General features: G+C 29.0%; 14 protein-coding genes. 3 read left to right on the forward strand and 11 right to left on the reverse strand.

From position 1 onward, the window contains the following. Window positions 1-44: 44 nt before the first annotated feature. Together rsmG and H0H68_RS01455 are read left to right on the forward strand one after the other, a co-directional pair. Window positions 45-665, forward strand: coding sequence for a 16S rRNA (guanine(527)-N(7))-methyltransferase RsmG (rsmG, locus tag H0H68_RS01450; RefSeq protein WP_185853585.1), 621 nt, complete (start codon window positions 45-47; stop codon window positions 663-665). A 14-nt stretch (window positions 666-679) separates the two neighbouring features. Beyond that, window positions 680-1,645: an amidohydrolase family protein gene (locus tag H0H68_RS01455; RefSeq protein WP_185853586.1), complete on the forward strand. Its 966-nt coding sequence runs from the start codon at window positions 680-682 to the stop codon at window positions 1,643-1,645. 1 nt (window position 1,646) lies between these two features. Here the strand turns inward: H0H68_RS01455 and lysS are convergent, their stop codons facing one another. Further along, a complete protein-coding gene (gene lysS, locus H0H68_RS01460) occupies window positions 1,647-3,158 on the reverse strand; it encodes a lysine--tRNA ligase (protein WP_185853587.1) in 1,512 nt (503 codons plus the stop codon). Window positions 3,159-3,240: 82 nt separating this feature from the next. Here lysS and lipB point away from each other — a divergent pair, with 82 nt between their 5' ends. Further along, a complete protein-coding gene (gene lipB, locus H0H68_RS01465; RefSeq protein WP_185853626.1) occupies window positions 3,241-3,954 on the forward strand; it encodes a lipoyl(octanoyl) transferase LipB in 714 nt (237 codons plus the stop codon). A gap of 1 nt (window position 3,955) precedes the next feature. Here the strand turns inward: lipB and mtaB are convergent, their stop codons facing one another. From mtaB to H0H68_RS01515, 10 genes are all read right to left on the reverse strand, one after another. After that, window positions 3,956-5,293, reverse strand: coding sequence for a tRNA (N(6)-L-threonylcarbamoyladenosine(37)-C(2))-methylthiotransferase MtaB (gene mtaB / locus H0H68_RS01470; protein ID WP_185853588.1), 1,338 nt, complete (start codon window positions 5,291-5,293; stop codon window positions 3,956-3,958). 67 nt (window positions 5,294-5,360) lie between these two features. Then, on the reverse strand, window positions 5,361-5,993 hold the full coding sequence (locus tag H0H68_RS01475; protein WP_185853589.1) for a peroxiredoxin: 633 nt from the start codon (window positions 5,991-5,993) through the stop codon (window positions 5,361-5,363). A 68-nt stretch (window positions 5,994-6,061) separates the two neighbouring features. After that, window positions 6,062-7,894, reverse strand: a complete 1,833-nt coding sequence (dnaG, locus tag H0H68_RS01480) for a DNA primase (RefSeq protein ID WP_185853590.1) — start codon at window positions 7,892-7,894, stop codon at window positions 6,062-6,064. After that, window positions 7,891-8,556 (reverse strand): ribulose-phosphate 3-epimerase, encoded by a 666-nt coding sequence (gene rpe, locus H0H68_RS01485; RefSeq protein ID WP_185853591.1) that lies wholly within the window; start codon window positions 8,554-8,556, stop codon window positions 7,891-7,893. Before rpe ends, dnaG begins: the two co-directional genes overlap by 4 nt. Window positions 8,557-8,609: 53 nt before the next feature. Then, a complete protein-coding gene (locus tag H0H68_RS01490; RefSeq protein WP_185853592.1) occupies window positions 8,610-9,410 on the reverse strand; it encodes an enoyl-ACP reductase FabI in 801 nt (266 codons plus the stop codon). 25 nt (window positions 9,411-9,435) lie between these two features. Continuing rightward, window positions 9,436-10,698, reverse strand: a complete 1,263-nt coding sequence (gene metK / locus H0H68_RS01495; RefSeq protein WP_185853593.1) for a methionine adenosyltransferase — start codon at window positions 10,696-10,698, stop codon at window positions 9,436-9,438. 37 nt (window positions 10,699-10,735) lie between these two features. Next, on the reverse strand, window positions 10,736-11,809 hold the full coding sequence (locus H0H68_RS01500; protein ID WP_185853594.1) for a bifunctional 3-deoxy-7-phosphoheptulonate synthase/chorismate mutase type II: 1,074 nt from the start codon (window positions 11,807-11,809) through the stop codon (window positions 10,736-10,738). A gap of 15 nt (window positions 11,810-11,824) precedes the next feature. Beyond that, entirely contained in the window at window positions 11,825-12,673 is an 849-nt protein-coding gene (locus H0H68_RS01505) for a prephenate dehydrogenase (protein WP_185853595.1), read from the reverse strand. Continuing rightward, complete coding sequence (locus H0H68_RS01510; RefSeq protein ID WP_185853596.1) at window positions 12,670-13,824, reverse strand: pyridoxal phosphate-dependent aminotransferase; 1,155 nt, start codon at window positions 13,822-13,824, stop codon at window positions 12,670-12,672. The genes H0H68_RS01505 and H0H68_RS01510 overlap by 4 nt, the downstream gene beginning before the upstream one ends. Beyond that, window positions 13,824-14,660 carry a prephenate dehydratase gene (locus H0H68_RS01515; protein ID WP_185853597.1) on the reverse strand — a complete coding sequence of 279 codons (837 nt, stop codon included), beginning with the start codon at window positions 14,658-14,660 and terminating at the stop codon, window positions 13,824-13,826. The genes H0H68_RS01510 and H0H68_RS01515 overlap by 1 nt, the downstream gene beginning before the upstream one ends. Between the last annotated feature and the right edge of the window lie 89 nt (window positions 14,661-14,749).

Here is a 14,749-nt window from a genome sequence, read left to right on the forward strand (position 1 = left end):
ACAAATCTAAATAAATTTGATTATAAATTTATTGATCCACTAATATGGAATTAATTAAAAAATATTTTCCAGATCTATTGAGTCAACAAATCGAAAAGTTGTCTTCTTTGAAAAATTTATACGCATATTGGAATTCGCATGTGAATTTAATTTCTAGAAAGACATTCTACGATTTTTATCAACAACATGTCCTTTTTTGTTTAGGAATAGCTAAAGTATTTTCTTTTTTCCCTGGATCATGTGTTATGGATTTAGGCACAGGTGGAGGATTTCCGGGAATCCCTTTATCCATAGTTTTTCCTCATACAGAATTTATATTAGTAGATTCTATTCGAAAAAAAATTAAAATTATAGAAAAAATCATATATGATCTTCATTTAAAAAATGCACATCCTATTTGTATACGTGCAGAAAAATTAGAAAATAAATTTGATTTTGTGGTTACTCGAGCTGTCACAAAAATAAATATCATCCATAATTGGATAAAAAATAAATTTAAATACAAATCCAATTCTAAAATTCAAAATGGAGCTTTATATCTAAAAGGAGGAAATCTTTATGAGGAATTAAAAAAATTTCCTCATGCTATAGAATATCCTTTAAATCATTATTTTCAAGAACCATTTTTTATAAATAAAAAAGTAATTTGGATTTCCAATATTTAATAAACCGATTAAAAATGAATCCTAAAAAAATTTTTATAGAAAAAGTGAAAGAAAAAGGTGGATGGGTTAATGCTCATGCTCACTTAGATAGGGCTTATACTCTAACAAAAAAAAATTTCAAATATTCTTATTTATCCCTCAAAAAAAAATGGTATTTGGTTGATGAAATGAAACGTTTAGCTACAGAAGAGGATATTTATATCCGTATGGAAAAAGCTTTGGAATATTTTTTAATGCAAGGAACACAAGCTTTGTGCACCTTTATTGATGTGGATGAAATTATTGAAGATCGTGCCTTGAAAGCAGCTCAAAAATTGAAAAATAATTATGGAAATTCCATCCATATTTGTTTTGCTAATCAAGTTTTGAAAGGGGTGTTGGATAAAAAGTCAAAATATTGGTTCGATAAATCAGTAGAATTTGTGGATATTATTGGGGGGTTACCCGCTAAAGATTATGGAAAAGAAGATGAACATCTAGATATTTTATTAAAAACAGCTAAAAAAAGGGGAAAAATAGTCCATGTACATGTTGATCAATTTAATACTAGCGAAGAAAAAGAAACCGAAAAATTAGCCAAAAAAACGATTGAACATGGAATGCAAGGAAAAGTAGTAGCTATACATAGTATTTCTTTAGCAGCACATGCTAGAGCTTATCGTTATGAAATCTATCAATTAATAAAAAGAGCAGATCTAATGGTAATCTCTTGTCCCATTGCTTGGATTGATCATACCAGAAGTGAACGTTTAACTCCTAGCCATAATTCTATCACTCCAGTGGACGAAATGGTTCCTGAAGGAATCATAGTGGCTTTTGGAACAGATAATATTTGTGATATATACAAACCTTTTTCTGATGGAAATCTATGGATAGAATTACGTGTGATGTTAGAAGCTTGTCATTATTATGATATAGATCATTTGGTCGAAATTGCTACAATAAACGGATTAAGAGTATTAGGATTAGTAAATAAATAACTTATTTTTTTCCTCCTTTTTCTGGACGCATTTGTGGAAAAAGTAAAACTTCTTGAATAGAGTTCTTTTGAGTAAGTAACATCACTAAACGATCTATTCCAATTCCAATCCCTGCAGTAGGAGGCATTCCAAATTCTAAAGCACGTATAAAATCTTGATCAATTGACATTGATTCATCTTTTGTGTTTTTTTCGGATAATTTCATTTGTTCTCGTAAACGATTAAGTTGATCTATAGGATCATTAAGTTCTGAATAAGCATTGGCAATTTCTTGACCATTGATAATAAGTTCAAAACGTTCTGATAAATTTTTTTTATGACGATGTTTTTTAGTTAAAGGACTCATTTCTACTGGATAATCAATAATGAAAGTAGGATTAATGTAATTTTTTTCGCATTTTTCTTCAAAAATGTTCTCAATCAGTTTAGCTTTACTCATTTTTACATTTTCTTCTATATGCAATTTTTGACATACTTTTCTTAACTCTTTCTCTTCCATTTTTTCTAGATTAAATCCTGTGTATTTTTTAATAGAATCCAATATAGGAATACGGGGAAAAGGAGTTTGAAAATTAATATGATTATTTTCTTTTTCTTGAAATTTATTCCAGATACACTTCATCAATCTTTCTGTAAAATTCATCATCCAATAATAGTCTTTATAAGCTATATAAAGCTCAAGTACAGTAAATTCTGGATTATGAATTCGATCCATTCCCTCATTTCTGAAATTTCTAGAAAATTCATAGACCCCGTGAAAACCACCAATTATAAGTCTTTTCAAATAAAGTTCATTAGCTATACGTAAATACAATGGAATTCCTAGTGTGTTGTGATAAGTTTCAAAAGGACGAGCTATGGCTCCTCCAGGAATAGATTGTAAAATAGGTGTATCTACTTCTAGATACCCTTTATCATCCAAAAAATTCCTTATTTTCTGTATGATACGAGTACGTTTTAAAAAAATTTCTTTGACATGATCATTGACTATAAGATCTACATAACGCATACGATAACGTTGTTCCGTATTGGAAAAAGCATCATATGTTTTTTTATTTTTTTTATCCACTTTGACTTGTGGTAATGGTCGTATAGATTTGGATAACAAAGTTAATTTATGAGCATGGATAGTGATTTCATTCATTTTCGTTTTAAATAAAAAACCTGTCACTCCAATAATATCTCCTATATCTATAAGTTTTTTTAAAAAAATATTGTAAGTGTCCTCTTTTCCCATTTTATCCGAGTCTAAATGATCTTTAGAAAAGTATATTTGTATGCAACCCGTATGATCTTTGATTTCTCCAAAAGAAGCTTTTCCTAAAATACGCAAACGCATTAAACGTCCGGCTATGCTAATAGTTTCTTTTTCTGTTTCTGTAAAATTTTTTAGTATATTACAAATGAAAGCGGTTACATTGTATTCCTCTGATGGATAAGGATTTATTCCTAGTAATTTTAATTGATCTAGTTTTTTTCTGCGTATGATTTGCTGTTCTGATAAATAGGACATAGATTGATTTGTATATGTACCAAAAATGAACAAAACGAAGGTACATTTGTTTAAAATTTAAAAAAAACTATGAAAAAAAAAAATACTTTTTTTCGAAGACTTAGGAAAAAAAGAATATGAAGAAACTTGGAAATATCAGAAAAAATTATTTGATGAGATTATTCAAAAAAAAGTAAATAACATTTCTTCTCAAAAAGCCGGATATTTTCTATTTGTAGAACACCCCCATGTATATACTATAGGTAAAAATGGAAAAAGAGATAAACATTTATTGGTTTCATCAGATTTTTTAGAAAAAATAGATGCAACTTGTTATCAAACCGACAGAGGAGGTGATATCACCTACCATGGACCTGGACAATTGATAGGATATCCCATTCTAAATATGGATTATTTTTTTACGGATATTCATAAATATCTTCGTCTTTTAGAAGAAGTGATAATCCATTTTTTATGGAAAAATTATGGAATCAAGGGAGAACGAAAAAAAGGAAAAACAGGAGTATGGTTTCATAATCATGTAAAAAACGGAAAATCAAGAAAAATATGTGCAATAGGAATTAGAATGAGTCGTTGGGTAACGATGCACGGATTTGCTTTAAATGTCAATACAGATTTACGATATTTTGATTATATTATTCCTTGTGGGATTTACGATCAAGAAGTAACTTCTTTGAAAAAAGAATTAAAAAAGAATGATATCTCTTTTCAAGAGGTAAAACTCATGGTCAAAAAATCTTTTCAAGAAATTTTTGATGTAGAATTCATACCTATGTCAAAAAAATTGGATCAATAATTCAGAATTTATTGATAATGGGTTCGGCTATCATAATTCCATCTTTATCTATTTTTGTTATAAACACATTTTGTAATGTGTTTTTATATAATAAATTGGATGAATTCAATGGAATCTTAGTTCTAATATAATTTTCTGTATATCCATATAAATATTCTTGATTTGTAGAATTTTTTTCAAATAAAACGGTTTTCTTCGTATGAATTTGTCTTTCGCAAAAAAAACGATATTTTTTGTTTGAAAGATTTCTCAAGATTTGATTCCGTTTCCATTGTATTTTTTTAGATACATGTCCCTGTATTGTGATAGATTTCGTATTTGGTCGAGGAGAATAAGTAAATATGTGCAGAGATGAAATTTCTAATTTTTTCAAAAAATGATAAGTTTCCAAAAAATGTTTATGTGTTTCTCCAGGAAATCCAACAATAACATCTGAACCTATATAAGCATCTGGTATGAACCATCGGATTTGTTTTACTTTTTCTTGATAAAGTTCTCGTCTATAACGTCTTTGCATTTTTTCCAATATATCATTGCTTCCAGATTGTAAAGGAATATGAAAATGAGGAACAAAATGTTTGCTTTTAGACAAAAATTCAATACATTCATTTTTCAATAAATTAGGTTCTATAGAAGATAAACGTATTCTTCCTTTTTCTTTGATTTGATCTATAGCTTGTATTAAATCAAAAAATGTATACAAACGACGATTTACTCCATATATTTTCTTTCCATAATCTCCAATATTGATACCTGTTAAAACGATTTCTTTCACTCCGTTTTGAAAAAGAAACCTAATATTTTTCAATATATTTTCTATACTCTCAGAACGAGAGGCTCCTCTTGATATGGGAATAATGCAATAACTACACTTATAATCACATCCATCCTGTATTTTTAAAAAAGAACGAGTTCTATCTCCAACAGAAAACGATGGAAAATAAGCATTTTTTGTCTTTGTATTTGAAATAATTTTTGAATGAGATTTTTTCAATAATTCTCGATCAAGATAATCTATGATTTTGAATTTTTCGTCAGAACCTAAAACTAGATCAACTCCAACGATAGAAGAAACTTTTTTAGAATCCAGTTGAGCATAACATCCTACTGCTATAATAAAAGCTTGTGAATTTTGATTCATAGCAGAACGTACAATATGTCTAAATTCAATTTCTGCATTTTTTGTAACAGAACAACTATTGATTACATAAATATCTGCATAACTCTTGAAAGGAACATGTTGATAATATAAATCCGAAAATTTTCTTGCTATAGTAGAGGTCTCCGCGTAATTGAGTTTACACCCCATTGTATAAAATGCTACTTTTTTTTTTACCATTTATTTTTGGTTATAATGAATGAAAAAAAAAGGATCAGACGATCTGATCTGATCCACTTTTCTAATTCTAAGATGAAAAATAATCTATAATCCCACTATGACTAGCCTTCATCGCTTTTTTTCCTTTTGTCCAATTTGCTGGGCACACTTCTCCATTTTTTTCATAATATTGAAGAGCATCTATCATACGAATAGCTTCATGCACATTTCTACCTAAAGGAAAATCATTAATTAAAAGATGTCGTATAATACCTTCTTTATCTATTAAAAATAATCCTCTGTAAGCAATAAGTTCTCCCGTTGCTTCTTTCAATCCTTCATCATGATTGCAAATCCAATTTCCAGACAAAACTCCATAGTTATGAGATATGGTTTTATTAATATCAGAAACAATAGGGTAAGTAACCCCATCTATTCCACCTTTTTCTTTTGGCATCTGCAACCAAGCCCAATGAGATTGTTCTGTGTCCGTAGATACAGCAATAATTTGTACATTTCTAGTCTCAAAATCCTTTATTTTTTCTTGAAATGCATAAATTTCTGTAGGGCATACAAAAGTAAAATCTTTAGGATAGAAGAAAAGTAAAACATACTTTTTTCCATAAAATTGTTCTAAAGTAAAATTTTGTACAATATCTTTTCCATTTAATACGGCACTAGCCGTAAAATTAGGCGCTTTTCTTGAAATTAATGTCTTCATTTTTCGCAAGTTTATATGAACGAATTTACCAAAAAAATTATTATAGAAAAAAAATCACACATATCTATCTATGTAACTTCTCTATGTAACTTCTTATGAATTTCATTTTTGATATTTGTTAAATACATGATTTTTTTGAGAAAAGATTTTTTATCATCATTTTTTGTTAGATGATGATGAATAATTTCTTTTTTAATTAATTTTGAAATGTATAAAGATCTATATCTTAATAAAAGATCCATTATATATTGATCTATGTGATCTTCGTGAGAAGATACTTGTATCCCTTTTCTATCCCATTTGGATAATAAATAAAATTTTTGATTTTCTTTATCATCAAATCCATTTAAATAACCTGTTTTTTCTTTTTGTAAACAAATTTTATCAAATACTTCTTGGTTCTTTTTCAAAGAAAAACGTAAATTACAATATTTGAAAGTATGCAAAATCTCTTCGAAAACTGTTGTGTTGCATTTTTCTTTTTTTATTATTTTATTTCCATGATTTAAAATTAATTGAATCAATTCTTCTTCAAGAAGAAGAAGAGTGTTTTGGTTCTTTTTTTTGCTCTGGATCGCTTTAACCGTACGAAGTCTTTGTCCATTTTTTTTGTTGATTCTTTCTAATTCATGAATTAGAACTTCTTGACGAATTTTTAAAATTTTGGATGCTTCTTGCAAGTATAATTCTTTTTGAAGAACATTGGAAATTTTTGAAATACTATTCAAAATGTTTAAAATCAAAAATGATTTTTTAATGGGATCATCTTGATGAAATTTTTCATATATTTTTTGTTTAAAAGAAACAAAATTATAGCTTTTTTTCGCTAAGAAACCTTTTAATTGAGTGGGAGAATACTTTTTAGATATAGAATCTGGATCTTCTCCGTTAGAAAGAAATAATATACGTAAATTCATTCCTTGTTCCAGTATCATATTAATTCCTCTTAAAGAGGCTTGAATTCCAGAACGATCTCCATCATAAAAAAGAACAATATTTTTTGTAAATTTTTTGATCAATAGTATTTGATCGACAGTCAGTGAAATTCCAGAAGAAGAAACCACATTCTTGATTCCAGATTGATGTAAAGAAATAACATCTGTATATCCTTCCACTAAATAACAAAGATCTTCTTTGAGAATGTTTTTTTTAGCTTGAAATAAACCATATAGAATTTTACTTTTTTGAAAGATATCGCTTTCGGATGAATTGATATATTTCGAAGAACTAGAATCAATATTTCTCCCACCAAAACCTATCACCCTTCCTGATAAATTATGGATTGGAAACATCACACGTTGACGAAAACAATCAAAAAAATTATTATAATATTTACTGAAAACAGTAAAACCCGATTTTTTTAGATCCCGTATTTTAAATCCTTTTTCTAAGGCTTTTTTCGTAAAAAAACTCCAATAAAGAGGGGCATAACCTAATCCAAATTTCTGAATTATTTTCATATTAAATCCTCTTTTTTGAATTAAATAATTGAATCCATTTTTCTGTCCCTCTTTAGTAAAAAACAATTGATTTATGAAAAAATGTTTTGCATAATCTTGTATCAAGTATAATTTTTCATATTCTTCATGGTCTATTTTACTAAATTTTTCTGTATAATCAATTTTGATATCATATTTTTTAGCAAGATAACGTAATGATTCTACATAAGTAAAATGTTCATGTTCCATAAGAAAAGTAATAATATTTCCACCTTTTCCAGAACTGAAATCTTTCCATATTTTTTTTGTAGGAGAAACTATAAAAGAAGGCGTTTTTTCATTAGAAAAAGGACTAAGTCCTCTATAATTTAGACCACTTTTTTTTAATTCTACAAAATCTCCAATTAAATCTTCTATACAAGAAACAGAAAGTATTTTTTTTATAGTTTCTTTAGAAATCATGACAAATCATTATTACAAAATTTCATTTTATGAATAATTTTTTTTGGATTCGAATTAGAAAAAATAGTAGTTCCTGCTACTAATATATCTGCTCCATTTTTAAATAAAAAGGAAGCATTTTCTAAATTAATTCCTCCATCAACTTCTATGAGAGCAGAAGAATCTTTTTTTAAGATTAAATCTTTAGTTTCTTCTAATTTTTGATATGTTTGTCTAATAAACTTCTGTCCGCTAGAACCAGGATTAACACTCATCAATAAAACAAAATCTATATCTTTAATGATATCTTGTAAAAGAAAAACTGGAGTATGCGGATTCACAGCTACACCTACCTTCATCCCATATTCTTTAATAGAAAAAATAGTTTTGTTTAAGTGAATACAAGCTTCATAATGAACATGTAAATGATCGGCTCCACAATTTTTAAATTGTTCAATATATCGATCTGGTTGTAATATCATTAAATGAACATCCATAGGTTTATTAGCGTATTTTTTTACATATTTAGTGAACAATGATCCAAAAGAAATATTAGAAACAAAAGAGGAATCCATAATATCAATATGGAACCAATCTGCGTCACTTTCATTCAGCATTTCTATATCACGATGTAAAAAAGCTAAATTAGCTGAAAGTAAGGATGGAGCTATAATTTTTTTCATATTTATAGGATTTAAAAGCAAGCGGAGCGAGCGTTCTCTAGAGATATTTTTTTTTATGAAATCATCGTTTCACTAATTCCAGTATTAGAAAATCCTCCATCATGATACAAGTTTTGCATCGTTACTTTTCTTGTTAAATCTGAAAAAAGTGTAATTATATAGTTAGCACAATCTTCTGCGGAAGCGTTTCCTAATGGAGATATTTTTTCAGATAAAATAAAAAATTCATCAAAACCTTTGATAGCTTTTGCTGCTCTTGTGAGACTAGGAGATTGTGATACAGTATTTACCCTAACCTTTTCTTTAATCCCCCAATGATAACCAAAATTACGTGTAATACTTTCTAAATAAGACTTATAATCAGACATATCTCCATAATGTGGAAAACTTCGTTGAGAAGCAATATATGTTAAAGCTACAATAGACCCCCACTTATTCATCGCTTTTTTATTCCAAGCCGTTTGCATAATCTTATGATAAGAAACAGCAGATATTTCCCATCCTTTTCTTAAAAATTCATAATTCAGAGAGGGATAAGTCAATCCTTTTCGAATATTAATAGACATAGCTATAGAATGCAATAAGAAATCTATTTTTCCTCCAAAATGATCTAATGTTTTTTCAAACAAAATATTAAGATCTGATATGGAAGTAGCGTCTGCTGGAATTACCATCGATTTTGTTTTATGAGATAATTCATTAATTTTACCAATTCTTAAAGAAACTGGTGTATTAGTTAATACAAAAGACGCTTTTTCTTCATAAGCACGTTCCGCTACCTTCCACGCAATAGAATTTTCATCCAAGGCTCCAAATATAATTCCTTTTTTCCCTTTCAATAAATTGTAAGACATAGTTAAAAGATTTAACTAAAAATACCTATTTTTTTAATTTCATATTAAAAATGTCTTTTATGACAGGTAAATAGTCCAACTTTTCCCATGTGAAAAGTTCTACTTCTTGTTTTTTTTGACTTCCTTCTATATCCAAAAAAGACTTATATACTTTTCTTGGAGTTTTTCCCATATGTCCATACACAGATGTTTCTTCATACATTGGTTGACGCAATTTTAATCTTTTTCCTATAGCATAAGGACGTAAATCAAAAATTTGATTTATATTCGACGCAATTTTTTCATTATCTATCTTTGATTTACCATAGGTATTGACAAATATACCAATAGGTTCTGAAATTCCTGCTGCATAGGATATTTGTATCAGTAATTCATCTGAAATTCCTGCTGCAACAAGATTTTTAGCTATATGTCTAGCGGCATAAGCTCCAGATCTATCCATTTTAGATGGATCCTTCCCAGAAAAAGCTCCTCCTCCATGAGACCCTCTTCCTCCATAAGTATCCACGATAATTTTTCTTCCGGTCAGTCCAGTATCTCCATGAGGTCCTCCAATGACAAATTTTCCTGTAGAATTAATGTAATATTTTGTTTTATCTGTAAACAATTTTTTTACATTTTTTGATAGTATATTCTTCTTGACTCTTGGAATCAGAATATTTATAACATCTTGAACGATACGTTTTTGCATTCTTTCTTTCGTATCAAATTCATCATGTTGAGTTGAAATCACTATAGAGTGAATATGCACCGGTACATTTGTATTCGAATATTCCAAAGTGACTTGCGATTTTGCATCTGGACGTAAGTAAGTCATTTTTTCTCCTTCATTTCGAATTGATGAAAGTTCCCTTAATATATGATGTGAAATCTCCAATGTTAAAGGCATATAATTTTCAGTCTCTTTCACAGCATAACCAAACACAATCCCTTGATCTCCAGATGCTTGGTCTTCTTTTTTTGATCGTTGAATCCCCTCCAGTAGATCCGAAGACTGTTCTTGAATAGAAGAAATAATTCCACAAGAATCTGCATTGAATCTATATTCATTTTTAGTATATCCTATTTTTCTAAGTATATCACGAGCTATTTTTTGAACATTAACCCAAGTTTTAGAATTGACTTCTCCAGCTAATATAATTTGTCCAGTGGTCACTAAAGTTTCTATAGCTACTTTTGCATCTGGGTCAGACGCTAAAAAATGATCTAATATAGAGTCCGATATTTGGTCTGAAATTTTATCAGGATGACCTTCTGAAACAGATTCGCTGGTAAATAAATAAGCCATTTTTTTAGGACTGAGCTATTTTAAGTTCTATAAATAATTACTTGATTTGATTTTGAATTTTAATAGATTCCTGATGCAAAAGTTTAAAAATTCCTTCAAGTAATTCTTCAGAAATTCCTAAACTTCTACCTAAGTGAATAGATTTTTCCATAATTTCTTTCCATCTATCAGGTTGATAAATAGCTATATTTGAAGCTTTTTTGAAAGACCCTAATTTTTTTGAAATGTTCATTCTTTCTGCTAAAAGCGCGATAATATTTTCATCTAGTTCATCAATAACAATTCTAAAAGAATTTAAATCCCTTTTACTTTTTTGATCACATTTTTTGATATCTGTTAATTTTTTTAACATTTCCAAAAGCCTTTCCGGAGTAATTTGTTGTTGAGCATCACTCCAAGCATGATCAGGATCACAATGACTTTCAATCATTAATCCTTCATTTTGAAAATGATAAGCTTTTTTTGCTATATCAAAAATTCCTTCTTTGTTTCCGCAAATATGTGAAGGATCACATATAATGGGGATTCTAGGAAGAAGACTCCTAAAATTTAACAAAAAATTCCAATTCGGTTGATTCCGATATTTAGAGTTTTTGTAAGTATAAAAACCACGGTGGATCACTCCCAATTTTTTAATCCCTTTACTCAACAAACGTTCCAAAGCTCCTATCCATAATTCTATATCAGGATGAATTGGGTTTTTCACCAAAATAATTTTATTATTTTCTCCTTCTAGAGCATTCGCTATTTCTTGAATTGTGAAAGGACTAGCTGTACTTCTAGCTCCTATCCAAAGAACATCAATTTCAAAAGAAATAGCTAACTTAACATGTTCTGCATTCGCTACTTCTGTAGCTATCATGAATCCAGTATTTTTTTTAACTTTATGAAGCCATTCAAGTCCTTTTTTTCCAATTCCTTCAAAATTATTTGGTTTTGTCCTGGGTTTCCATATCCCAGCCCGAAATACTTGAACATAGGAAGGATTTAACCGATTGGCCGTTTCTAATATTTGTTGTTCACTTTCTGCACTACAAGGACCAGATATAATTAAAGGTTTATTTAATTTATCAATCCAGGATCTGTCTATACTATTATTCAGTTTTTCCATCACAACACATTTAATTTACACATATTTTTTATCTTTTATATTGTTCGCCTTTTTCATATATTGATCTATATTATGAAATTCTTTATTTATTAAATAATTACGAAATATTTCTAAATGATCAATATAAAAATCTATAGCTCGAATCAGATTATCTCTATTAGAAATAAAAATAGGTAACCACGTTTCAGGCTTACTCTTCGCTAAACGTGTGGTTGAATCTAATCCACTTCCCATCATATTATTAAAAATTTTTTCTTCATTTTTAAATTTTTTTAAAACTGTACTAGCTAAAGCAAAGGAGACCACATGAGGTAAATGAGATATATAAGCAATATATAAATCATGTTCTTTAGAGGGAATATAAATCATCCGCATTTTCATAAGAGAATAGATCTTTTTTGCAATAAATATTGCATCTGGATCGCTCAGTTCAGAGTCACAAATAATGCAACTTTTTTGATAAAACAGATCCGAATCAGCTGAAATAGGTCCAGAATTTTCAATTCCTGCAATAGGATGTGTTGCAACAAAACGACTTCTTTTTGGATGAGAATAAACTCGATTACAAATATCATATTTAGTAGATCCAGTATCTAAAATTACTGTATCTGCACTAATTCTATTAAGTAGACTTGGAAGTATTTTTTCTATTCCATCCACTGGGATAGACAAAATAATTACTGAAGATTGCATAATGAGATCCTGCAAAGGAATTATTTCGTCTACAATTCCAAGTTTGACTGCATATGAAGCATTTTTCTCATTCGAGTCTGTTCCTATAAATTTATCTCCAAAATTGGATTTTCGCAATCCTAAACCAATGGATCCTCCAATTAACCCTAATCCTATAATTCCAATATTCATGAAAAAATTCTATTTTTTGCTTGTTCCAAAATTTTTACTGGACAACACATAGAAAACCTGACATATCCTTTCCCATTATTTCCAAACACTCTACCAGGTGTAATAAATATGTGATGGTTTTTAAGAAATTCGTCGGACCATACACGATCATTTTTTTCTGGACCGGTTATTCTTGCCCAAACAAATATTCCAGAACTTTTTTTCGTATATTTTAAGTTTAGATAATCACATATTTCCCATATTATTTTTCTACGTTGAATATATTCTTTATTAAGTTTTTCAAACCATTTTAAATCATGATTCATAGCTTCTATAGCCCCAATTTGAATGGGATAATACATACCAGAATCCATTTGACTTTTTACTTTTAATATATTCTGAATAAATTCTTTTTTTCCTATTATCATTCCAACACGCCATCCTGGAATATTGTAACTCTTACTTAATGAATTCAATTCTAAGGCTATATCTTTGGCCCCTTTGACATTAAAGATACTTAAAGGACGTTCACTATTCAATATGAAACTATAAGGGTTATCATGAACGAGTAAAATGCGGTTTCTTTTCGCAAAAAGAATAATTTCTTCTAACTTATCAAAAGGAATTGTAGCTCCCGTAGGCATGTGAGGATAATTGACCCACATAATCTTGACCTTATTGAGATTGTTCTTTTCTAACAAGTGAATATTAGGAGACCAATTTTCATTCTCATAAAGATTATAATAAATAATTTCTGCTTCCAAAAGCCTTGATATAGATGAATAAGTAGGATATCCAGGATTTGGAATTAGGACCTGATCTCCTTTGTCTAAATAAGACATACTTATATGCATAATTCCTTCCTTAGAACCCATTAATGGCAAAATCTCATTTTTAGGATCTACATCGACTTGATATGCTTTCCCATACCAATTAGAAATGGCATTACGTAATTCTTCTATTCCAATATAGCTTTGATAAGTATTCGCATGCTTGAGTTCGGACGCTTTTTTCATTTTATGTATAACCCCTTTTGGAGGAAGTAGATCCGGATTTCCAATTCCCAAATTAATGATTTTTATGCCTTTTTCTTCAAAATGATTAATTTCCTTCATTTTTTTGGAAAAAAAGTATTCCGATACTTGATGCATTTTTTTTGCAGCTACAATCATTAGGATCTAATTCTACCATTTTTATATTCTCCCATAATAGACAATTTATGAAGACAGGGAATTTTTCTGATACTTTTTTTCATTTTTTCATAATCTTTTATATTATTGAATATAATATCCACATAAAAGGAATATTCCCAAGGTCTTTGTATTATAGGAATGGATTGGATTTTAGTCATATTGATTCCAAGACTAGATATCAGACTCAAGATCTGAGATAAACTTCCAGTAGTATGCAAGATTTTGAATATTAGTGAAGCTTTATTAAAGGAATCATTTTCTTGTTTGCAACAATTTTTAATGATAAAAAATCTAGTAAAATTGTTTGCAATAGTTTGTATATTATTGGAAATAATTTCTAGACCATATTCTTTAGCTGCATTTTCAGACGCGATGGCAGCTAAACCTTTTTTTTTGCATGTAGAAATATATTTAGCGGCAGCAGCTGTATCTGAGTATTCGGATATTTTGATATAAGGATGTGCATCTATAAATAATTCACATTGCAATATAGCCATAGGATGAGAATAAATCTCTTTAATATCTTCTATATTTTGCCCTGGATAAGCCATTAAATGATGTTGTATGGGCATATACACCTCTCCTACTATTTTCAAATTGTATTCAGATAAAAGACTGTAATTAGTCAATATCGTCCCCGCTATGGTATTTTCTATAGCCATCACTCCAATGTCTACATTGGATTTAGCAACGGAAATAGCCACTTCCCTGAAAGAAGAACATTCCATCAACTTGTAATTATATCCTTCAAAATATCTGGAAACGGCAGCATGATGAAAACACCCTTTTACCCCTTGTATAGCTATTTTTTTCATGAAACTAAAGAAAGATTGAATTACTTGGAAAAACCGAAAGTTTCATTATCAATCAAGCGGAAAAATTTGAGACAAATATAATAAATTAT

The organism is Blattabacterium cuenoti (genome assembly GCF_014251555.1).
Taxonomy (GTDB): domain Bacteria; phylum Bacteroidota; class Bacteroidia; order Flavobacteriales; family Blattabacteriaceae; genus Blattabacterium; species Blattabacterium cuenoti_P.

Excerpts from the sequence above, each read along its gene's own strand:
- H0H68_RS01490 (WP_185853592.1), bottom strand. The coding sequence starts at position 9,410 with ATGTCTTACAATTTATTGAAAGGGAAAAAAGGAATTATATTTGGAGCC.
- H0H68_RS01475 (WP_185853589.1), bottom strand. The coding sequence starts at position 5,993 with ATGAAGACATTAATTTCAAGAAAAGCGCCTAATTTTACGGCTAGTGCC.
- metK (WP_185853593.1), bottom strand. The coding sequence starts at position 10,698 with ATGGCTTATTTATTTACCAGCGAATCTGTTTCAGAAGGTCATCCTGAT.
- rsmG (WP_185853585.1), top strand. The coding sequence starts at position 45 with ATGGAATTAATTAAAAAATATTTTCCAGATCTATTGAGTCAACAAATC.
- dnaG (WP_185853590.1), bottom strand. The coding sequence starts at position 7,894 with ATGATTTCTAAAGAAACTATAAAAAAAATACTTTCTGTTTCTTGTATA.
- mtaB (WP_185853588.1), bottom strand. The coding sequence starts at position 5,293 with ATGGTAAAAAAAAAAGTAGCATTTTATACAATGGGGTGTAAACTCAAT.
- lysS (WP_185853587.1), bottom strand. The coding sequence starts at position 3,158 with ATGTCCTATTTATCAGAACAGCAAATCATACGCAGAAAAAAACTAGAT.
- H0H68_RS01505 (WP_185853595.1), bottom strand. The coding sequence starts at position 12,673 with ATGAATATTGGAATTATAGGATTAGGGTTAATTGGAGGATCCATTGGT.
- H0H68_RS01510 (WP_185853596.1), bottom strand. The coding sequence starts at position 13,824 with ATGATTGTAGCTGCAAAAAAAATGCATCAAGTATCGGAATACTTTTTT.
- H0H68_RS01455 (WP_185853586.1), top strand. The coding sequence starts at position 680 with ATGAATCCTAAAAAAATTTTTATAGAAAAAGTGAAAGAAAAAGGTGGA.
- rpe (WP_185853591.1), bottom strand. The coding sequence starts at position 8,556 with ATGAAAAAAATTATAGCTCCATCCTTACTTTCAGCTAATTTAGCTTTT.
- H0H68_RS01500 (WP_185853594.1), bottom strand. The coding sequence starts at position 11,809 with ATGGAAAAACTGAATAATAGTATAGACAGATCCTGGATTGATAAATTA.
- H0H68_RS01515 (WP_185853597.1), bottom strand. The coding sequence starts at position 14,660 with ATGAAAAAAATAGCTATACAAGGGGTAAAAGGGTGTTTTCATCATGCT.